We start from the raw sequence: 19011 nt of genomic DNA, 5'->3' as shown, positions 1-19011 counted from the left end.
CCGCAGGACACAGGACACGGAGACCATGTCGAGTATTTCCTCGCGCCACGGCGCGGGCCCCGCCAATCGCCCGATCGCACCATGCCCGGTCGCGACCCAGGCCCAGCAGCTGCTGGCCCAGCAACAGTTGACCCAGGCAGCCTCGCGCGCGCTGGCCACCGCCGCTGCCGCGCTGGCCCCGGCCGACCGCGAACTGCGCTGACGCACCCGTTCCGCACGCGCCGCCCGATCGGGACGGCGCGTGCCCGGCAGGCCAGCGCAACGCGGCGCGCGGGACACGATCAAAGGCGACAGGGTGTCTTCCGTGGGTGTGTGGACCCTGCGGAACATGGCGCGCGCTGTACAGCCAACACGAAGGCGATCCGGCCGGCAGAAACTGCGCAGGGAACGACCTGGCGCGGGTAGGTGGGCGCTGCGGCGGTCGCATGCCTTCCTGGCGATGCGGCGGATGCCCGTTTACAACATGAATGGGGAAATCCCCGTGGCACAAGGGCTGCGACGCTTTGTCGCGATCAGCACCGCCGGGCAGGGCGGCGGTTGGCTGAATGGGGAGAAATCACGGGGGCTGGCCTTCGCACCCGGCTTACATTTCGCCTCATAGACTGAGCCGCATTTTTCGCCTCAAGCCTGTTGGAGAGTACGTGGGTTCCGGTAGTGACAGACATCAGCTGCGTACCGGTTGCCGGTCCACGCAGGCAGGACGCAATCGCGCCGCTGGGTGCGCCGGGATCGGGATGATCCACTTCGTACCGGGTTCGCCCGGTTTGGCACGCCCCACCACGGGACGCCGCGCATGACCATGCAGACCCTCAACGCCGTTGTGGATGCCGGGCGCGCGGTGCTGCCGGTGGAAACCCCGATGGCCATGCCCGAACAGTCGTTCCGCGAGGGACGCCTGCAGGTGCCCCGCCAGCGTACTGCCCCGCGCCTGATGGCGCTGCGCCGCTTTTACATCCTTGGCGGTACCGCGGCGATGACCATCGCCGCCACCACGATGATGTGGAAGGTGCTGGCAGTGAACGGTGTCAGCGTGCTGGAGGCCTGCCTGCTGTGCCTGTTCGTGGCCCTGTTCGCCTGGATCGCGCTGTCCTTCGCCGGCGCCGTTGCCGGCTTCCTGACCGCCGTGTTCGATCGTGGCTACAAGCTGGGCATCGATCCGGATGAGCCGTTGCCGCAGGTGCATACCCGCACCGCGCTGCTGATGCCCACCTACAACGAAGATCCGCTTCGCCTGCTGGCCGGGCTGCAGGCGATCTACGAGTCGGTCGCCGCGACCGGGCAGCTGGCGCAGTTCGACTTCTACGTGCTCAGCGATACCCGCCGCGAGGACATCGGTGCGGCCGAAGAGCAGGCCTTCGAGGCGCTGCGCGATGCCGTACAGGGCCACGACCGGCTGTTCTACCGTCGCCGTGGCGACAACAGCGGGCGCAAGGCCGGCAACATCGCCGACTGGGTGCGCCGCTTCGGCGGCGGCTACCCGCAGATGCTGATCCTGGATGCCGACAGCCTGATGACCGGCGATACCATCGTGCGGCTGGTGGCCGGCATGGAACACAATCCGGATGTCGGCCTGATCCAGACGCTGCCGGCGGTGATCGGCGGACGCACCCTGTTCGCGCGCATGCAGCAGTTCGGCGGGCGCGTGTACGGCCCGGTGATCGGCCGTGGCGTGGCCTGGTGGCACGGCGCGGAAAGCAACTACTGGGGCCACAACGCGATCATCCGCACCGAGGCCTTCGCCGACAACGCCGGCCTGCCGCCGCTGCCGGGCCGCGAGCCGTTCGGCGGCCATGTGCTCAGCCACGATTTCGTCGAGGCGGCGCTGATGCGCCGTGGCGGGTGGGCCACGCACATGGTGCCCTACCTCAAGGGCAGCTACGAAGAAGGGCCGCCCACGCTGACCGACATGCTGGTGCGCGACCGCCGCTGGTGCCAGGGCAACCTGCAGCACGCCAAGGTGGTGGGCTCCAAGGGCCTGCACTGGGTCAGCCGCATGCACATGATGATCGGCATCGGCCACTACTTCACCGCGCCGATGTGGGCGATGCTGATGCTGATCGGCATCGCGATCCCGTTGTTCCAGGGCGGCATCGATTTCAACGCGCTGCTGCACCTGTCGCCGGGCCAGTACTGGCGCCACCAGGACGAAGAGAAAGTGGTGCGCATGTTCGCCCTCACGATGGTCGTGCTGCTGGCGCCCAAGGTGCTGGGCTACCTGGCCATGCTGCTGGACCCGGTGGAACGGCGCGGCTGTGGCGGCGCCTTCCGTGCGCTGATCTCGATGCTGCTGGAAACCGTACTGGCCGCCCTGATGGCACCGGTGGTGATGTACGTGCAGTCGCGCGGCGTCGCCGAAGTGCTGGCCGGCAAGGATTCGGGCTGGGATGCGCAGCAGCGCGACGACGGTGGCATCTCCTGGCCGGCGCTGATCCGCGGCTACGGCGGGTTGAGCGTGTTCGGCCTGTTCATGGGGGCGCTGGCCTATGCGGTATCGCCGTCGCTGGCGGCCTGGATGGCGCCGGTGGTGATCGGCATGGTGCTGGCGATCCCGGTGGTGGCGCTGACTTCCGGACGCCGTGCCGGCGACCTGCTGCACCGCTGGGGCCTGATGGACATCCCCGAAGAGCTGGCCCCGCCGCCGGTGCTGGTGCGCGCCGCGCAACTGCGCCGCGCCGCGCTGGAGAACGCTGCGGCCCGGTAAGTTGTGCGCATAATGCGGCGCCCCTGTTCTGGAGTCGCCGCATGCAGCACCGCTTGGAAGCCGTCATCAACGAAACCGGCACCGACCCGCAATGGGCGGTGCTGTGGCTGCATGGACTGGGCGCTGACGGCCATGATTTCGCCCCGATCGTCCCCGAGCTGCTGCGTCCGCACTGGCCGGCGATCCGCTTCGTGTTTCCGCACGCCCCGGTGCAGCCGATCACGATCAACAACGGCGTGCCGATGCGCGCCTGGTACGACATCGTCAGCATGGATTTCCGCTCGCGCGCCGATGCCGCCGGCGTGGATGCCTCGGTGCTCGCGCTGGATGGGCTGATCGAGGAGGAGGTCGCCCGCGGCATTCCGGCCGAACGGATCCTGCTGGCCGGCTTCTCGCAGGGCGGCGCCATCATCCTCAGTGCCGCGCTGCGCCGGACCCGTCCGCTGGCCGGCCTGATCGCCCTGTCGACATATCTTCCAGACCCGGATGCCGCCGCCGCGCAGCGTGCGCCGGACGGCATCCGCCCGCCGGTGTTCATGGCGCATGGCGCGCAGGATCCGGTGATCCCGCAGCCCATCGCCGCGCACACCGCGCAGACGCTCACCGCGCTGGGGTTCCCGCTGGAATGGCATTCCTACCCGATGGCCCACCAGGTCTGTGGCGAAGAGCTGCAGGCCCTGGGCGATTGGCTGGACGCGCGGTTCCAGGCCGCCTGAGCCGATGAGCGATCCGCGCCAGCTGCCGTGGCTGCCCGAGCTGTGCCAGCTGCCGCGGCTGGCGGCGATGCTGGGGCTGGCCGAGCTGGTGGTGCTGGTGGTGGCGCTGGCACCCGATGGCAGCCGGCAATGGGCGCTGTCGGACTTTCTCAGCGCCAGCGGTTTCGCGCTGTGGCTGGCGCTGGCCGCCACGGTCTGCCTGTGCAGCGCCCGACAGGCGCTCTCGCGGCTTCCCGAGCTGCCCGGCACGCTGTTGGCGGTAGCGATGACCGCGCTGATCGCCAGTGCCTGTGCCGGCATCGTGCATGGGCTGTACACCGCCCTGGGCGGCAGCAGCTTCGCCAGCGGCGTTGGATTCTGGCGTTTCACCCTGGGCAGCGCGGCAATCACCGCGCTGATGGTGGCGCTGGCCCTGCGCTACTTCTATGTCAGCGACCGCTGGAGCGCGCAGGTGATGGCCAACGCGCGTGCGCAGGCCGATGCACTGCAGGCGCGGATCCGCCCGCACTTTCTCTTCAACAGCATGAACCTCATCGCCGGCCTGCTGCGCCGCGATCCGGTGGTGGCCGAACGGGCCGTGCTGGACCTGTCCGACCTGTTCCGGGCCGCGCTCGGCGCAGGCGAGGGTGATGCCACGTTGCGTGAGGAATGCGAGCTGGCCGAGCGCTATCTCTCGATCGAGTCGCTGCGGCTGGGCGAGCGCCTGCAGGTGCAATGGGAGCGCGATGAATCCTTGCCGTGGGAGCTGCCGATGCCACGCCTGGTGCTGCAGCCGCTGGTGGAAAACGCGGTGCTGCACGGGATTTCGCGGCTGCCGGTCGGGGGGACCATCGTCATCGGGCTGGAAGTACAGGCCCAGCAGCTGCACATCCGCGTGCGCAACCCCGCGCCCGATCCGACTGCGCGCAGCCTGCCGCTGGCGCACGGCGCGGGCCACGCCCAACGCAGCATCGCGCACCGCCTGGCGTGGCGTTTCGGGCCTGGCGCGCGGATGACGGGAGGATGGAGCGACGGCTACTATGCTTGCGACATCACGGTCCCGATCCCATGAGGATGCTGTCTTGAAAGTGGTCATCGCCGACGACGAACCGCTGGCCCGCGAGCGGCTGCGGTCACTGCTGGCCGAACAGGCCGGGGTCCAGGTCGTGGCCGAGGCCGAAAACGGCGAGCAGGCCCTGCATGCCTGCGCGGAACTGCAGCCGGACCTGGTCCTGCTGGACATCGCCATGCCGGGCCTGGATGGCCTGGAAGCCGCCCGCCACCTGGCGACCTTCGATCCGCGCCCGGCCGTGGTGTTCTGCACCGCCTACGACGCGCACGCGCTGTCTGCGTTCGAGGCGGCCGCCATCGACTACCTGATGAAGCCGGTACGCCCAGAGCGCCTGGCCGCCGCGCTGGAACGCGCGCGAACCTTCCTGGCCGGTCGCGGCGGGCAGCCCGTGGCGTCCAGCCAACAGGCGCGCACCCTGCTGTGCGCGCGCCTGCGCGGCAGCCTGCGGCTGATCCCGATCGACGACATCCACTATCTGCAGGCCGAGGAAAAGTACGTGGTGGTCCACCACGCCCGTGGCGAGGACCTGATCGAGGAGTCGCTGAAGTCGCTGGAGGAAGAGTTCACCACGCGCTTCGTGCGCATCCACCGCAACTGCCTGGTCGCGCGTCATGAACTGATGGAGCTGCGCCGCAACGGCGCCGGCCAGGTGCAGGCCGTGCTCCGCCACGGCAAGCAGCCGCTGGAGGTCAGCCGGCGCTGCGTGGCCAGCATCAAGCAGGACCTCAAACATCTTTGAGGGCGGGTACGCCTTTCCGGCTTTGACATAATGTCGCCATGAAAACCCTGCGCATCGCCACCCGAAAGAGCCCGCTTGCCCTGTGGCAGAGCGAACATGTCGCCGATCGCCTGCGTCAGGCGCATCCCGGCCTGGAGGTGGTGCTGGTGCCGATGAGCACGCGCGGCGATGAGGTGCTCGACCGTTCGCTGGCAGCCATCGGCGGCAAGGGCCTGTTCCTCAAGGAACTGGAGCTGGCGATGCTGCGCGGTGAGGCCGACTGTGCGGTGCATTCGCTCAAGGACGTGCCGATGGAACTGGACGCGCCCTTTGCGCTGCCGGCCATGCTGACCCGCCATGATCCGGCTGACGGTTTCATCTCCAACCTGTACGCCTCGCTCGACGCGCTGCCGATCGGCGCACGCGTGGGGACCTCGTCGCTGCGCCGCCAGGCGCAGCTGCGCGCACTGCGCCCGGACCTGGAACTGCTGGACCTGCGCGGCAACGTCAACACCCGCCTGGCCAAGCTCGACAATGGCGGCTACGACGCCATCGTGCTGGCGGTGGCCGGCCTGGAGCGGCTGGGCCTGGGCGGGCGCATCGTGGCCCGGCTGGCGGCGCCGGCGTGGCTGCCCGCACCGGCGCAAGGCGCGGTGACGGTGGAATGCAATGGCGAGGATGCGCAGGTGATGGCGCTGTTTGCCGCCCTCGACGATGCGCGCACCCGCGCCTGCGTGGAGGCCGAGCGCGCGATGAACCGCGCGCTGCACGGCAGTTGCCACGTGCCGGTGGCGGGCTTTGCGCAGTGGGAAGGCGAGGACCTGTTCCTGCAGGGGCTGGTCGGCGGCGTGGCCGACGGCCGGCTCATCCGCGCCGAAGCGCGCGGCCCGGGCAACGACCCGGACGCACTCGGAAAGGCGGTGGCGCAGGGCCTGCTGGACGGGGGTGCGGGGGACCTGCTCGCGGTCTAGCGGCCGGAGGTGGGTGCCGGCCAGCGGCCGGCACTACCCGCGCGCGGATTATTTGAACTTGTAGACCACGTTCATGGTGGTCAGCGTGTCGGTCTTGCGCTTGTCTTCGGCGACGTCGCTGTTGTAGCGGGCCTGCCAGCCGGCCTTCAGCGCCAGGTGCTCGTTCATGCTGACCGACACGCCGAAATCGTTCTGGCCGAAGGTGTTGTACGAGCCCGATTCCACCAGCAGCGTGTTGACCAGGTCGGTATTGGGGGTCAGCGTGTACTTGACGTCGAACAGGCCACGGCCGATCAGGCCGGTGCGGGTTTCATCGTTCTCGGTGTTGTGCGTGCGGCGCACACCGGGGCCGATCTGCGCATCGATGTAGAAGCGGTCGCTGTCCACCACGCGGGTACCGTAACCGAGACCGAACGAGCTCTGGCGGTCGTAGGTGGCGAAGTCGTCGCGCTCGTAGCGCACCGTTGCCGTGAGCTGGCGGTGTTCGCCCAGCTGCAGCGCGCTGCCGGCACTGCCGGTGTAGCGGTTGGCGGTGGTGTTGCGGCGGCGCACGGTGCTGCCGTCGTCGTTGGTTTCGGTGTATTCCGAGCGCGAGCGCAGGCCGAACAGATCCATGCTATGGACCCAGTCGTCATCGGTGTAACGCAGGCGCAGGCGGCCGTTGGCGCTCTCGGTGTTGCTGTTGCCGCGGGCCGAGGCAAAGCCCAGTTCGCCACCGCTGCCGCTCCAGGGCGAGGTCATCGCGGCCAGCTCGGAAACGTCTTCCGCCCAGGCCACCGGGGCGCAGAGCAGCAGGGGAACAAGCAACGAGACGCGCAGGGACATCAACGGTTCTCCGGATCGGACAGGGGGAGGGCAGGCCGGTGATGATACTTGAAGCGTTCAGCGCGACATCCGCGCCCGTGCCGCGGCTTTAGCAGACGTTCGGCCTTTTCGCCTGTTCAGGGTAGATCCACGCGCAGCGTCGGATCGTCGAAGCGCGCGTACGACACGGTGATGTCGAAGGCCTGTCCCTGGGTCTGCCCCTGGCGCTGGATGCGTACCGGCAGCCCCTGCGCGTCGATCCAGTACAGCATGCCGTCCGGTGCCGCAGTGGCGTGCCGCACGCGGTACTTGTGCGCGATCCGCCCGTCGATGCGGTCGCTGCCCAGGTCCTCCACCTGCAGTTGCGCCGGTGCCAGATCGGGCGGCAGCGGATTGCGCCACTGCGCCAGCAGACCCGGGGGCACCGGCACCTGACGGACCTCGTCAGCGCGCTGCAGGAAGAAGGTGTCGCCGATGATGGTCTGCTCGCCCTCGTCGGTGGTGAGCCGGTAACGGTCCGGTGCAACGAAGTCCATCCGCGCCTCCAGCGGGCGCGGCCCCTGCATCTGCATGCGGGCCTGGAAGCTGCGCAGCTGGCCGAAACGGCGGCTGGCGGCAAGCACCTCGCCGGCCGGATCGGCGGCCGGTACCGGCGCGGCCAGCTGCGGAGCCGGGGCCGGTGGCTCGGCGGTGCGGTCGCATCCGCCCACCAGCAGGGCGAGCAGGGCGGCGGGGAACAGGCGCAGGACGGGCGACGACATGGCGGGTATGGCCGGGCAGGGGGCACCACGATAGCCGAAGATGCCGTCGATGCCGCCACAACGACGGCGACTCGGACATAATCGGCTCATGGACCGATATGAACGCATCAATGCCCTGCATCGCCTGCTCAAGTCCGCCCGCTACCCGGTGACGGTGGCGACGCTGCAGGAGAAACTGGCGTGTTCCCGCGCCACGGTGTATCGCGACCTGGCCTTCCTGCGCGATGCGCTGATGGCCCCGGTGGAGGGCGACGGCGAGGCCGGCTTCCGCTACCAGGCCGATGAAAGCGACCGCTTCGAGCTGCCCGGGTTGTGGCTCAGCTCCGAGGAACTGCATGCGCTGCTGGCGTCCCAGCACCTGCTGGCGCGGACCGGCGGCGGTGTGCTGTCGTCGGTGCTGGCGCCGCTGCAGCAGCGTATCGAAGGCCTGCTGGCGGCGCAGGCGGGGGTATCCACCTGGCCGGTGGACCGGGTGCGGGTGATTCCGCACCGTGGCCGCAAGTTCGACGAGGCCAGCTTCCGCGCCGTCGCCTCGGCGGTGCTGGAGCGCAAGCAGCTGGCCTTCGAATACCGGGCCCGCTCCACCGACGAAGCCACCAAGCGCACCGTCTCGCCGCAGCGCATGACCCATTACCGCGACAACTGGTACCTGGATGCCTGGGACCACGGGCGCGAGGGCCTGCGCAGCTTCGCGGTGGACCGCATCTACAAGGCGCGGGTGGTCGATACCGTGGCCCGCGACGTGGATGACAGCGAGCTGGACGAGCAGCTCGGGGCGAGCTACGGCATCTTCTCCGGCGCGCCCAAGGGCTGGGCCACCATCGTGTTCAGCGCCAAGGCGGCACGCTGGGTGGCCGACGAGCACTGGCATTCCAAGCAGCAGGGGCGGTTCCTGCCTGACGGCCGCTATGAGCTCAAGGTGCCGTACAGCGTCTCGCGCGAACTGCTGATGGACGTGCTCCATTACGGTTCGGATGCCGAGATCATCGAGCCGACCGTGCTGCGCGAGCAGGCCAAGGCGCTGCTGGCGCTGGCGCTGAGCAACTACGAGTAGCCGCGTCCGGTGCGGGGCCACGGTCCTGCCCTCATGACCGGTGGTCATATGCCCCGGATTCCGCAAGGGCCGGGGCGTGCGGTATGGTTGGCCGCTGCTTTCCCTGGACACCGCCCCCATGAAGAAGTTCGTGCTGTTCCCCCTGTTCGCTGCCTCCCTGGCCCTGGCTGCCTGCGGTAAATCCGGCACCGACTCGCAGAAGCTGGTGGTCGCCGCCACCGCCGTGCCGCACGCCGAGATCCTGGCCGAGGTCAAGCCGATCCTGGCCAAGGAAGGGTTGGAACTGGATGTGCGCGTGTTCAACGACTACGTGCAGCCCAACGACCAGCTCGTGCAGAAGCAGGTGGACGTCAACTACTTCCAGACCGAGCCCTACCTGGACGCCTACAACCGCGACCGCAAGACCGACCTGGTCAAGGTGATCGGCGTACACATCGAGCCGTTCGGCGCCTATTCGCGCCGCTTCAAGACCCTCGACGAGGTGCCCACCGGCGCGGACGTGGTGATTCCCAACGACCCCAGCAACAACAGCCGCGCGCTGATCCTGCTGCACAAGGCCGGCCTGATCACCCTCAAGGATCCGACCAACGCCCTGGCCACCCAGCGCGACATCATCGCCAACCCGAAGCAGCTCAAGTTCCGCGAGCTGGATTCGGCGATGCTGCCGCGCGTGCTCGACCAGGTCGATCTGGCCCTGATCAACACCAATTACGCACTGGATGCCGGGCTCAATCCGACCCAGGACGCGCTGGCGATCGAGAGCAAGGATTCGCCGTACGTGAACTTCCTGGTGGCGCGCCCGGACAACAAGGACGACGCCCGTGTGCAGAAGCTGGCCAAGGCGCTGACCAGCCCGGAAGTGAAGGCGTTCATCGCCGAGAAGTACAAGGGCGCGGTGCTGCCGGCGTTCTGATCCCAGCGGCCGGCATCACGGGGTGACGCGGAAGCCCATCGTCGCCTCGACGGCCTGCTGCCAGCCGGCGTACAGCGCCTCGCGGCGCGCCACCGCCATCTGCGGCTGGAAGCGGCGGTCCACCGCCCACTGGTCGGCAATCTGCGCGCGGCTGGTCCAGAACCCGGTTGCCAGCCCCGCGAGATAGGCGGCGCCCAGTGCGGTGGTTTCGGCCACCTGCGGGCGCAGCACCGGCACGCCGAGAATGTCGCTCTGGAACTGCGCCATGAAGTCGTTGGCGATCGCGCCACCGTCGGCGCGCAGTTCCTTCAGCTCGATGCCGGCATCGGCCTGCATCGCGGCCAGCACGTCACGGGTCTGGTAGGCCATCGACTCCACCGCCGCGCGGATGAAATGCTCCTTGGTGGTCCCCCGGGTCAGGCCGAACATCGCCCCGCGTACATCGCTGCGCCAGTACGGTGCGCCCAGCCCGACGAAGGCAGGCACCAGGTACACGCCACCGTTGTCCTCCGCGCGCTCGGCATAGGCCTGGCAGTCGCTGGATTTGCCGAACATGCGCAGCCCGTCGCGCAACCATTGCACCACCGAGCCGGCAACGAAGATCGAGCCTTCCAGCGCGTACTCGACGCGGCCATCGATGCCCCAGGCCAGGGTGGTCAGCAGCCCGTTGTGCGATTCCACCGCCTTGTCGCCGGTGTTCATCAGCATGAAACAGCCGGTGCCATAGGTGTTCTTGGCCATGCCGGGCTCGAAACAGGCCTGGCCGAACAGCGCAGCCTGCTGGTCGCCGGCGATGCCGGCGATGGGAATGTGCTGGTCGAAGAAGAACTGCGCCCGGGTGGTGGCGTAGACCTCGCTGGAACTGCGCACCTCCGGCAGCATCGCGCGCGGGATGTTGAACAGCGCCAGCAGCGCATCGTCCCAGCGCCGCGTGTGGATATCGAACAGCAGGGTGCGCGCGGCGTTGCTGGGATCGGTGACATGGGCCTGGCCGCCGCTAAGGTTCCAGACCAGCCAGGTGTCGATGGTGCCGAACAGCAGTTCGCCGCGTTCGGCACGCACCTGCGCGCCCGCCACATGGTCGAGAATCCAGCGGATCTTGGTGGCGGAGAAATACGCATCGATCACCAGGCCGGTATGGCGCCGGACAAGCGGCTCATGGCCCTCGGCCTTGAGCCGCTCGCACAGCGGGTGACTCTGCCGCGACTGCCACACGATCGCATTGTGGATCGGTTGGCCGGTGGCCTTGTCCCACACCACGGTGGTCTCGCGCTGGTTGGTGATGCCGATGGCCGCAATCTGGCGCGGATCGATCTGCTGGCGGTTCAACAGCTCGGTAATGGTGGTGTAGACGCTGGTGAGGATCTCGCGCGGGTCGTGCTCCACCCAGCCCGGTTCCGGGAACAACTGGGTGAATTCGCGCTGGGCGCGCCCGGCCATGCGGCCGTTGCGGTCGAACAGGATCGCGCGCGAACTGGTGGTGCCCTGGTCGATCGCGAGCACGTACTGCTTGTCCATCACTGACTCCCTGGCAACAGCCCGCACACCGCGGTGACCCGTCCAGCCTACGCCATCGCCGTGCGCGCCTGCAGGTGCGCGGCCAGCGCCTCGCATTGGCCCGGTTGCAGGCGCAGCCCCAGGTGCGTGCGTCGCCACAGCACGTCCTCGGCGGTGCGCGCCCACTCATGGGTCACCAGGTAGTCCAGCTCGCGCTGGGTCAGCCCGCCGCCGTGGTCGTGGCCCAGCGCATCCAGCGACTGCGCGCCGTCCAGCAGGCGCGCGGCGCGGGTGCCATAGCTGCCGGCAAGGCGCTGCAGCAGCGCTTCGGGCAACTGCGGATGGGACTGCTGCAGGCGCGCGGCGACGGCCGCGCCATCGCCGCCATCGCCGCCGGGCAACACCGCGCCGTGCGCCGTCCACGCCGGCCCGGCGTGCGGCAGATGCGGGGCAAGGCGATCCAGGGCTTCCTCGGCCAGGGCGCGATAGGTGGTGAGCTTGCCGCCCAGTACGCTGAGCAGCGGCGCGCCGCCGGTATCCAGGTCCAGGCGGTAGTCGCGGGTGACCTTGGACGCATCGAAATGATGGTCGGCCAGCAGGGGACGCACGCCGCTGAAGCGCCACACGATGTCCTCGTCCCGCACGGGCACGCGCAGGTAGCGGTTCACCGCCGCCAGCAGGTAGGCCTGCTCGTCATCGCGCGGCCGCACCAGTGCCGGATCGTCGTCGTAATCGGTATCGGTGGTGCCGATCAGGGTGAAATCGCCTTCGTAGGGGATGGCGAACACGATGCGCTGATCCGGTTGCTGGAACACATACGCGCTGTCGTGCGCGAACAGGCGCGGCACCACCAGGTGGCTGCCCTGTACCAGGCGCAGGCCGATGGGCGCATCCAGACCGGCGCGCTCCAGCAGTTGGCCGGCCCACGGCCCGGCGGCATTGACCACGCACTGCGCGCGGACACGCTGCACATCGCCATTGGTCCCGCGCAGCACCGCCCACCAGTGGTCGCGGTGGCGGATCAGCTGTTCGCAGCGCGTGCGCACCTGGATGCGCGCCCCACGCTCGTGCGCGTCCAGGGCGTTGAGAACCACCAGCCGCGCATCGTCCACGCGCGCATCGGAGTAACGGAAGCCGGTGCGGTACTGCGGCTGCAGCGCCGCGCCCGTCGCATCGGTGGACAGTCGCAGCCGTCGCGACGGCGGGAAGTGCGCGTTGGCCTGGCCGAGGTGGTCGTACAGCCACAAGCCGGCGCGCAGCACCCAGGCCGGCCGCAGCAGCGACGCATGTGGCAGGACGAAGGACGTGGGGCGCACCAGGTGCGGCGCCAGCCGGCGAACGGTTTCGCGTTCGTTGAGGGCCTTGCGCACCAGCCCGAACTCGCCGTTGCGCAGGTAGCGCAGGCCACCGTGGATGAGTTTGGTGCTGGCGCTGGAGGTATGCGCGGCCAGATCGTCCTGCTCGCACAGGCAGACCGTCAGCCCGCGCCCGGCCGCGTCACGGGCGATGCCGGCACCGTTGATGCCGCCGCCCACCACCAGCACGTCGAAGGTGTCGCTCATCGATTCCCCGAGGTGGACCCGGGTGGGTCCGTGCCGGCAGTGTCGATCACGGCCGGACAAGACGCGATGAAAATGCGGGGGATGAAAACGACAACGGGCCCCGTGAGGGGCCCGTTGCGAACGTACCTGGAAGCAGGGCGGCGCTTAGAAGCGTGCGCCGATGCCGAAGCCCACGGTCCACGGGTCCAGCTTGGCCTTGTCGCCGGTGCCGTCGCCGTTGACGGTCAGCTCCGGGCGCGAATGCATGTAGCGGGCATCGGCGCGGGCGAACCAGGTGCTGTTGATGTTCATGTCCACGCCGACGGTGCCGATGGCGCCCTTGGCGGTTTCCAGACCGATGTGGCCGACATCGCTGGCCAGCTTCTCATTGCTGAAGTTCGACTCGTAGTAGCCCACGCCCACGAACGGACGGAACACGTTGTCGGCCTGGCCGAAGTGGTACTGGCCGCTCAGCGCGATCGGCTGCTGCTCGACGGTGCCCAGGCGAGCGCCATCGGTGCCGCGCACGCGGTGGTCGAACTTGTCGGCTGCGCCCCACAGTTCCACGGCCCAGTTGTCGTTGATGTAGTAGCTGAAGCTCAGCGTCGGTGCCGGGCCGCCATCCACCTTGCGCACGCCGTCGAGCGGATCGTTCTTCGGCTGCAGCAGCGAGACGCCGCCAACCACGGCAAAATGCTTGCCCGAAGCGGTGTCGGTGGTGGTGGTGTCCTGCGCGAAAGCGGCCGGTGCGAAGGCCAGCGCGGTCAGGGTTGCCAGGGTCAGGGTGCGGATGGAGCGCATGGGGGAATCTCCTCGGTGTTTTTTGTTCTGGACCCCTTGTTTCGGGGTGGGGCAAACGTAGTCCCCGAAACATGAATCGCATCCGACGCGCGTTAAAAATTGGTTTGTTCCGTTCAGCGAACAGCGCGAAACCGCTGCGCAAACGGGCGATCATGCGGCCGTCGATATTCATGCAGTTGCACGCGGAGTGAGGGAAAACATGCAATGCGAAGGGCTTCCTGCGCAGGTTGACGCACATGTGCGCGTGCTGGTGCTCGGTTCCATGCCCGGCGTGGCGTCGTTGCAGGCGGCGCAGTACTACGCGCATCCACGCAACCGGTTCTGGCCGCTGATGGCGGCGGCGTGCGGCATCGATGCGAACCTGCCGTATCCCGCGCGCATGGCCGCGCTCGTTGCCGCCGGCGTGGGCGTGTGGGACGTGATCGGTCGCTGCGAACGCACGGGCAGCCTCGATGCGTCGATCGTGCGTGGCAGTGAAGTGGTCAATGCGCTGCCCGCACTGATCGACGCGCTGCCCGCGCTGCGCGCGATCGCCTGCAATGGCGGCACGGCGCACCGTGCCTTCCTGCGGCATGTCGCGCCGTCGCTGTCGGCGCGGGCACGGGATCTGCCCGTGTGGTCGCTGCCGTCCACCAGCCCGGCCAATGCGGCCTGGCCGCTGCCGCGCCTGCAGGTCGCCTGGGCTCCCGTGGCTGCGGCGCTGGCGCGCTGAGCGTCCCGTGGCCGGCATGGACGCCGGGACAGCGCGGACAATACGGCACCGACTGGAAGCGCGCGTACGCGCGGCCGCAGCGCATGTAACGCGCGCTGAAACAGCCTGTCCCGGGACAGGGGCATTGAAATTGGCACAAGCAGGTTGGCGCTAGCGCCTCCTGCCCCCACAATAGAGGATTCCCTACACCAGATTGCCGGAGTTATCCCCATGGCCGAAATCAAGGAAGCACTTGTCCCCGATATCGGTGACTACAGCGATATCCCGGTAATCGAGGTGCTTGTCGCCGTTGGTGATACCGTCAAGAAAGACCAGGGTCTGGTGACGCTGGAGTCGGACAAGGCCACGATGGAAGTGCCGTCCTCGGTGGCGGGCGTGGTCAAGGAGATCAAGGTCAAGGTCGGCGACAACCTCTCCGAGGGCAAGGTCGTGGCCCTGATCGAAGTGACCGAAGGCGAGGCCAAGCCGGCCGCCGCAGCTGCCCCGGCCGCTGCCGAGACCGCCACCAAGGTCGAGCCGGTGGCCGCCCCGGCACAGCCGGACAAGCTGGCCGAGCGCGAAATCGAGCAGGCCGCCGCCAAGCCGACCCAGCCCGCCCCGGCCGCCGCCGCCCCCTCGGCCGGCGCCCCGAGCAGCCCGCCGGTGCAGTTCAGCGCCGACAGCGTGCTGCCGCAGAAGGTCCCGTATGCCTCCCCGGCGGTGCGCGTGTTCGCCCGTGAGCTGGGCGTCGACCTGAACCAGCTGACCGGCACCGAGAAGGGCGGCCGCATCACCAAGGGCGACGTGCAGAAGTTCGTCAAGTCCGCGCTGACCGGCGGCGTGCCGGCCGCGGGCGGCGCCGTTGCCGCGGGCGGCGGGCTGAACCTGCTGCCCTGGCCGAAGGTCGACTTTGCCAAGTTTGGCGAGGTCGAGGTCCAGCCGCTGTCGCGCATCAAGAAGATTTCCGGTGCCAACCTGGCCCGCAACTGGGCGATGATTCCGCACGTCACTCAGTTCGAGCAGGCCGACATCACCGAGCTGGAAGCCCTGCGCGTGGCGCTGAACAAGGAAAACGAGAAGGCCGGCATCAAGCTGACCATGCTCGCCTTCCTGGTCAAGGCCAGCGCCGCGGCGCTGAAGAAGTTCCCGGAGTTCAACGCCTCGCTGGATGCCAGCGGCGAGAACCTGACCCTGAAGAAGTACTTCAACATCGGTTTTGCCGCCGACACCCCGAGCGGGTTGGTGGTGCCGGTGATCCGCGATGTGGACAAGAAGGGCGTGGTGCAGATCGCGCAGGAATCCGGCGAACTGGCCAAAAAGGCGCGCGACGGCAAGCTCGGCCCGGCCGACATGAGCGGCGGCTGCTTCTCGATCAGCTCGCTGGGCGGCATCGGCGGCACGGCGTTCACCCCGATCGTCAATGCACCGGAAGTGGCGATCCTGGGTGTGTCCAAGTCGTCGATCCAGCCGGTCTGGAACGGCAAGGAATTCGCCCCGAAGCTGATGCTGCCGCTGTCGCTGAGCTACGACCACCGCGTCATCGACGGTGCGCTGGCCGCACGCTTCACCACCTACCTGTCGCAGGTGCTGGCCGACATGCGGCGCGTGCTCCTGTGAGGCAAGGCCTGGCATTGCAGCCGGGCAGAGTCCGGCTCCATGCGATGGCGCTGCTGGCGCTCCTGCCGGTGGCACAGGCAGGGGCTGCCGGCTGCAGCACCGACCTCGGTCGGGGCTGGCCGCCGGCCGTAGGCAACTATGGCCAGGCGGTGGAAACCCTGTTCGATGGCAAGGCGCAGCCCGCGCTGTCGCTGGTGACGCTGCCCAAGAGCGGTGTCGAAACCGGCGTGGCGCTGCTGCCCGGTACCGATGAGCAGGAATGGACCCTGCGTTACAGCCGTGCCGACAAGCGCGTGTACAACTGGAACAACAGTGCGCGCCAGGGTGGCCTGGAGCTGCGCGTGGACCAGGAGCCGGACCAGTACCAGGTGCGGATCCCGGCTGCGCTGGCGCAGCGCCTGGTGCGCAGCTGGAAGGCCGCACTGGATGCCGGCGTGCCGGCCGATCGCAAGGCGCCCGTGCTGGATGGCGAAGTGCTGTCCTTCACGGTCGATGGCGAGCGTTACAGCGGTACGCGCCCGGAGTGCGGCGCCGGCAGGATGATCATGAAACAGGTGGCGCTGCTGATCGAAGCCAGCGACACCAAGGAAAAGAAGCTCGACCGTCGCTGGCAGGATCTGGACGAGTCGCTCGACGAACTGCAGCAACTGCTCGGCGGCAACGCCGGCTGAGCACCAGGAGAACACGAATGGCCGCTATTGAAATCAAGGTTCCCGACATCGGCGATTACAGCGATGTACCGGTAATCGAACTGCTGGTCGCGGTGGGCGACACGGTGAAGAAGGACCAGGGCCTGGTCACGCTGGAATCGGACAAGGCCACGCTGGAAGTCCCGTCCTCGGCCGCTGGCGTGGTCAAGGAAATCAAGGTCAAGCTCGGCGACTCGTTGTCCGAAGGCGACGTGGTGGTGGTGCTGGAAGCCGAAGGCGCTGCCGCCCCGGCGGCCCCGGCCGCCGCTGCGGCACCCGCACCGGCCGCCCCGGCCAGCAAGCCGCCGGTGACCCCGTCGCACCGCGCCCCGGCCGAACCGGCCGCGCCGCAGCCGGCGCTGTCCTCGGGCAAGCCGGCCGACATCGAATGCAAAATGGTGGTGCTGGGCGCAGGTCCGGGCGGTTACACCGCTGCGTTCCGTTCGGCCGATCTGGGCGTGGACACCGTGCTGGTGGAGCGTTACGCCAGCCTCGGCGGCGTCTGCCTCAATGTGGGCTGCATTCCCTCCAAGGCGCTGCTGCATGCTGCGGCGGTGATCGATGAGGTGGCCCACGCCGGTGATTTCGGCGTCGAGTTCGGCAAGCCCACCATCACCCTGGACAAGCTGCGCGGCTACAAGGAAAAGGTGGTCACCCAGCTGACCAAGGGCCTGGCCGGCATGGCCAAGCAGCGCAAGGTGCGCACCGTGCAGGGCCTGGCGAAGTTTGTCTCGGCCAACGAGCTGGAGATCGTCGGCGACGACGGCAAGACCCAGCTGCTGCGCTTCGAGCAGTGCATCATCGCCGCCGGTTCGCAGGCGGTGAAGCTGCCGAACTTCCCGTGGGACGACAAGCGCGTGATGGACTCCACCGATGCGCTGGAACTGGCCGATGTGCCGGGCAAGCTGCTGGTGGTCGGTGGCGGCATCATCGGCCTGGAAATGGCGACCGTGTACGGCGCGCTGGGCAGTGAAGTGACCGTGGTCGAGTTCATGGACCAGCTGATGCCGGGCGCCGACAAGGACCTGGTCAAGCCGCTGGCGGACCGCCTGAAGAAGCAGGGCATCGTGGTGCACCTGAAGACCAAGGCGACCGACGTCAAGGCGGACAAGGCCGGTATCACGGTGTCCTTCGAAGCCGCCGTGGAAGGCGAAAAGCCGGGCCTGGAGGCCACCACCTTCGATCGCGTGCTGGTCGCGGTGGGCCGTTCGCCGAACGGCAAGAAGATCGATGCCGAGAAGGCCGGCGTGCAGGTGACCGAGCGCGGCTTCATTCCCGCCGACCGCCAGATGCGCACCAATGTGCCGCACATCTTTGCCATCGGCGACATCGTCGGCAACCCGATGCTGGCCCACAAGGCCACGCACGAAGGCAAGCTGGCGGCCGAAGTGGCCGCAGGCGAGAAGAAGGAGTGGGTGGCGCGGGTGATTCCGTCGGTGGCCTACACCAACCCGGAAATCGCGTGGGTCGGCGTGACCGAGACCGAGGCGAAGGCCAAGGGGTTGAAGGTCGGCGTGGCCAAGTTCCCGTGGGCCGCCAGCGGCCGCGCGATCGGCATCGGCCGTACCGAAGGCTTCACCAAGCTGATCTTCGACGAAGAGACCCACCGCATCATCGGCGGCGCGATCGTCGGTGTGCACGCCGGTGACCTGCTGGCCGAGATCGGCCTGGCGATCGAGATGGGCGCGGAGGCCGAAGACATCGGCCACACCATCCACGCGCATCCGACGCTGAGCGAATCGGTGGCGATGGCTGCGGAAATCTACGACGGCACGATCACCGATCTGTACATGCCCAAGAAGAAGTAAGTCGCGCACCACCGTTGGTGGTGACGCGGATTCAACAGGAAAACCCGGCGAAAGCCGGGTTTTCTTGTTCAACCCCTGCAGCAACGGCAACGGCAACGGCGTGGCGCCTCCGATGCTGCGTGGACGCGCACCGGGCAGCCCATGCCGGGGCACGCCGTAAACCCATCCCTGGGGGCTCGTGGGCGGCATCCATGCCGCCCAACGGCCCCGGCATGGGCTGCCCGGCGCGCGTTTCATGGCGGGTCGTGGTGCGGCGGGAGGGGACAAGACGTTGATCTTTCTTCGGCATCCGATGCTGAGCGAATCGGTGGCGATGGCTGCGCGGCGCCTCTGATGTCGCGTGGACGCGCACCGGGCAGCCCATGCCGGGGCACGCCGTGAACCCATCCCTGGGGGCTCGTGGGCGGCATCCATGCCGCCCAACGGCCCCGGCATGGGCTGCCCGGCGCGCGTTTCATGGCGGGTCGTGGTGTGGCGGGAGGGGACAAGACGTTGATCTTTCTTCCGCAGCCTGCGGCCAACATGGCAGCGGGTGCCGGATAGCCCTGACCGGGACCGTCCAAAACATGGATGTTTTGGACGAGCCCCCAGGGATGGGTTCACGGCGTGTCCCGGTCAGGGCTATCCGGTGCCCGCCTCCCATAGCAACCGCGGCGCCGCGCTTTTGACGTCGCCCCC

General features: G+C 68.4%; 17 protein-coding genes. 12 read left to right on the top strand and 5 right to left on the bottom strand.

Going from position 1 to position 19011, the window contains the following annotated elements:
* The first annotated feature begins 25 nt into the window (after nt 1–25).
* The 6 genes from ACLB90_RS07060 (at nt 26) to hemC (ending at nt 6157) form a co-directional block, all read left to right on the top strand.
* A complete protein-coding gene (locus ACLB90_RS07060; RefSeq protein WP_411852254.1) occupies nt 26–202 on the top strand; it encodes a hypothetical protein in 177 nt (58 codons plus the stop codon).
* Nucleotides 203–793: 591 nt separating this feature from the next.
* Nucleotides 794–2701, top strand: a complete 1908-nt coding sequence (gene mdoH / locus ACLB90_RS07055) for a glucans biosynthesis glucosyltransferase MdoH (protein ID WP_411852253.1) — start codon at nt 794–796, stop codon at nt 2699–2701.
* A gap of 41 nt (nt 2702–2742) precedes the next feature.
* Nucleotides 2743–3417 (top strand): alpha/beta hydrolase, encoded by a 675-nt coding sequence (locus ACLB90_RS07050; protein WP_411852252.1) that lies wholly within the window; start codon nt 2743–2745, stop codon nt 3415–3417.
* Nucleotides 3418–3421: 4 nt separating this feature from the next.
* Nucleotides 3422–4468, top strand: coding sequence for a sensor histidine kinase (locus ACLB90_RS07045; RefSeq protein ID WP_411852251.1), 1047 nt, complete (start codon nt 3422–3424; stop codon nt 4466–4468).
* 10 nt (nt 4469–4478) lie between these two features.
* Nucleotides 4479–5207, top strand: coding sequence for a LytR/AlgR family response regulator transcription factor (locus ACLB90_RS07040; protein WP_411852250.1), 729 nt, complete (start codon nt 4479–4481; stop codon nt 5205–5207).
* A gap of 38 nt (nt 5208–5245) precedes the next feature.
* A complete protein-coding gene (gene hemC, locus ACLB90_RS07035; protein ID WP_411852249.1) occupies nt 5246–6157 on the top strand; it encodes a hydroxymethylbilane synthase in 912 nt (303 codons plus the stop codon).
* 48 nt (nt 6158–6205) lie between these two features.
* Here the strand turns inward: hemC and ACLB90_RS07030 are convergent, their stop codons facing one another.
* The gene (locus ACLB90_RS07030) at nt 6206–6982 is read right to left on the bottom strand and encodes a YdiY family protein (RefSeq protein WP_411852248.1); all 777 of its coding nucleotides are present in this window, start codon (nt 6980–6982) and stop codon (nt 6206–6208) included.
* Nucleotides 6983–7098: 116 nt separating this feature from the next.
* Nucleotides 7099–7722 (bottom strand): LolA family protein, encoded by a 624-nt coding sequence (locus ACLB90_RS07025; RefSeq protein ID WP_411852247.1) that lies wholly within the window; start codon nt 7720–7722, stop codon nt 7099–7101.
* Between the two features lie 88 nt (nt 7723–7810).
* Here ACLB90_RS07025 and ACLB90_RS07020 point away from each other — a divergent pair, with 88 nt between their 5' ends.
* Both ACLB90_RS07020 and ACLB90_RS07015 read left to right on the top strand, forming a co-directional pair.
* The gene (locus ACLB90_RS07020) at nt 7811–8776 is read left to right on the top strand and encodes a helix-turn-helix transcriptional regulator (RefSeq protein ID WP_411852246.1); all 966 of its coding nucleotides are present in this window, start codon (nt 7811–7813) and stop codon (nt 8774–8776) included.
* A 118-nt stretch (nt 8777–8894) separates the two neighbouring features.
* Nucleotides 8895–9689 (top strand): MetQ/NlpA family ABC transporter substrate-binding protein, encoded by a 795-nt coding sequence (locus ACLB90_RS07015; RefSeq protein ID WP_411852245.1) that lies wholly within the window; start codon nt 8895–8897, stop codon nt 9687–9689.
* A gap of 15 nt (nt 9690–9704) precedes the next feature.
* On the opposite strand, the gene glpK is transcribed toward ACLB90_RS07015, so the two are convergent.
* The 3 genes from glpK to ACLB90_RS07000 form a co-directional block, all read right to left on the bottom strand.
* Entirely contained in the window at nt 9705–11207 is a 1503-nt protein-coding gene (gene glpK / locus ACLB90_RS07010) for a glycerol kinase GlpK (RefSeq protein WP_411852244.1), read from the bottom strand.
* 47 nt (nt 11208–11254) lie between these two features.
* Complete coding sequence (gene glpD, locus ACLB90_RS07005) at nt 11255–12748, bottom strand: glycerol-3-phosphate dehydrogenase (RefSeq protein ID WP_411852243.1); 1494 nt, start codon at nt 12746–12748, stop codon at nt 11255–11257.
* A gap of 144 nt (nt 12749–12892) precedes the next feature.
* On the bottom strand, nt 12893–13528 hold the full coding sequence (locus ACLB90_RS07000) for an OmpW/AlkL family protein (RefSeq protein ID WP_017354786.1): 636 nt from the start codon (nt 13526–13528) through the stop codon (nt 12893–12895).
* 199 nt (nt 13529–13727) lie between these two features.
* On the opposite strand from ACLB90_RS07000, the gene ACLB90_RS06995 reads away from it, so the two are divergent.
* The 4 genes from ACLB90_RS06995 to lpdA all read left to right on the top strand — a co-directional run bounded on the left by ACLB90_RS06995 (nt 13728) and on the right by lpdA (nt 18333).
* On the top strand, nt 13728–14240 hold the full coding sequence (locus ACLB90_RS06995; protein WP_411852242.1) for a DNA-deoxyinosine glycosylase: 513 nt from the start codon (nt 13728–13730) through the stop codon (nt 14238–14240).
* 210 nt (nt 14241–14450) lie between these two features.
* The gene (aceF, locus tag ACLB90_RS06990) at nt 14451–15836 is read left to right on the top strand and encodes a dihydrolipoyllysine-residue acetyltransferase (RefSeq protein ID WP_411852241.1); all 1386 of its coding nucleotides are present in this window, start codon (nt 14451–14453) and stop codon (nt 15834–15836) included.
* A 44-nt stretch (nt 15837–15880) separates the two neighbouring features.
* A complete protein-coding gene (locus tag ACLB90_RS06985; RefSeq protein WP_411852240.1) occupies nt 15881–16507 on the top strand; it encodes a hypothetical protein in 627 nt (208 codons plus the stop codon).
* 17 nt (nt 16508–16524) lie between these two features.
* The gene (lpdA, locus tag ACLB90_RS06980; RefSeq protein WP_411852239.1) at nt 16525–18333 is read left to right on the top strand and encodes a dihydrolipoyl dehydrogenase; all 1809 of its coding nucleotides are present in this window, start codon (nt 16525–16527) and stop codon (nt 18331–18333) included.
* The last annotated feature ends 678 nt before the right edge of the window (nt 18334–19011 follow it).

It is taken from the genome of Stenotrophomonas sp. LGBM10 (assembly GCF_046736075.1).
Lineage (GTDB): Bacteria > Pseudomonadota > Gammaproteobacteria > Xanthomonadales > Xanthomonadaceae > Stenotrophomonas.
Note: the sequence above shows the minus strand (reverse complement) of the source record. Positions and strands in the feature narration are given on the sequence as shown.

Bases quoted from the DNA above. Each gene is read 5' to 3' on its own strand.
- ACLB90_RS07020 (WP_411852246.1), top strand. From the start codon at position 7,811: ATGGACCGATATGAACGCATCAATGCCCTGCATCGCCTGCTCAAGTCC.
- aceF (WP_411852241.1), top strand. From the start codon at position 14,451: ATGGCCGAAATCAAGGAAGCACTTGTCCCCGATATCGGTGACTACAGC.
- ACLB90_RS06985 (WP_411852240.1), top strand. From the start codon at position 15,881: ATGGCGCTGCTGGCGCTCCTGCCGGTGGCACAGGCAGGGGCTGCCGGC.
- ACLB90_RS07060 (WP_411852254.1), top strand. From the start codon at position 26: ATGTCGAGTATTTCCTCGCGCCACGGCGCGGGCCCCGCCAATCGCCCG.
- hemC (WP_411852249.1), top strand. From the start codon at position 5,246: ATGAAAACCCTGCGCATCGCCACCCGAAAGAGCCCGCTTGCCCTGTGG.
- ACLB90_RS06995 (WP_411852242.1), top strand. From the start codon at position 13,728: ATGCAATGCGAAGGGCTTCCTGCGCAGGTTGACGCACATGTGCGCGTG.
- ACLB90_RS07050 (WP_411852252.1), top strand. From the start codon at position 2,743: ATGCAGCACCGCTTGGAAGCCGTCATCAACGAAACCGGCACCGACCCG.
- ACLB90_RS07025 (WP_411852247.1), bottom strand. From the start codon at position 7,722: ATGTCGTCGCCCGTCCTGCGCCTGTTCCCCGCCGCCCTGCTCGCCCTG.
- ACLB90_RS07015 (WP_411852245.1), top strand. From the start codon at position 8,895: ATGAAGAAGTTCGTGCTGTTCCCCCTGTTCGCTGCCTCCCTGGCCCTG.
- lpdA (WP_411852239.1), top strand. From the start codon at position 16,525: ATGGCCGCTATTGAAATCAAGGTTCCCGACATCGGCGATTACAGCGAT.
- glpK (WP_411852244.1), bottom strand. From the start codon at position 11,207: ATGGACAAGCAGTACGTGCTCGCGATCGACCAGGGCACCACCAGTTCG.
- ACLB90_RS07030 (WP_411852248.1), bottom strand. From the start codon at position 6,982: ATGTCCCTGCGCGTCTCGTTGCTTGTTCCCCTGCTGCTCTGCGCCCCG.
- ACLB90_RS07045 (WP_411852251.1), top strand. From the start codon at position 3,422: ATGAGCGATCCGCGCCAGCTGCCGTGGCTGCCCGAGCTGTGCCAGCTG.
- glpD (WP_411852243.1), bottom strand. From the start codon at position 12,748: ATGAGCGACACCTTCGACGTGCTGGTGGTGGGCGGCGGCATCAACGGT.
- ACLB90_RS07000 (WP_017354786.1), bottom strand. From the start codon at position 13,528: ATGCGCTCCATCCGCACCCTGACCCTGGCAACCCTGACCGCGCTGGCC.
- mdoH (WP_411852253.1), top strand. From the start codon at position 794: ATGACCATGCAGACCCTCAACGCCGTTGTGGATGCCGGGCGCGCGGTG.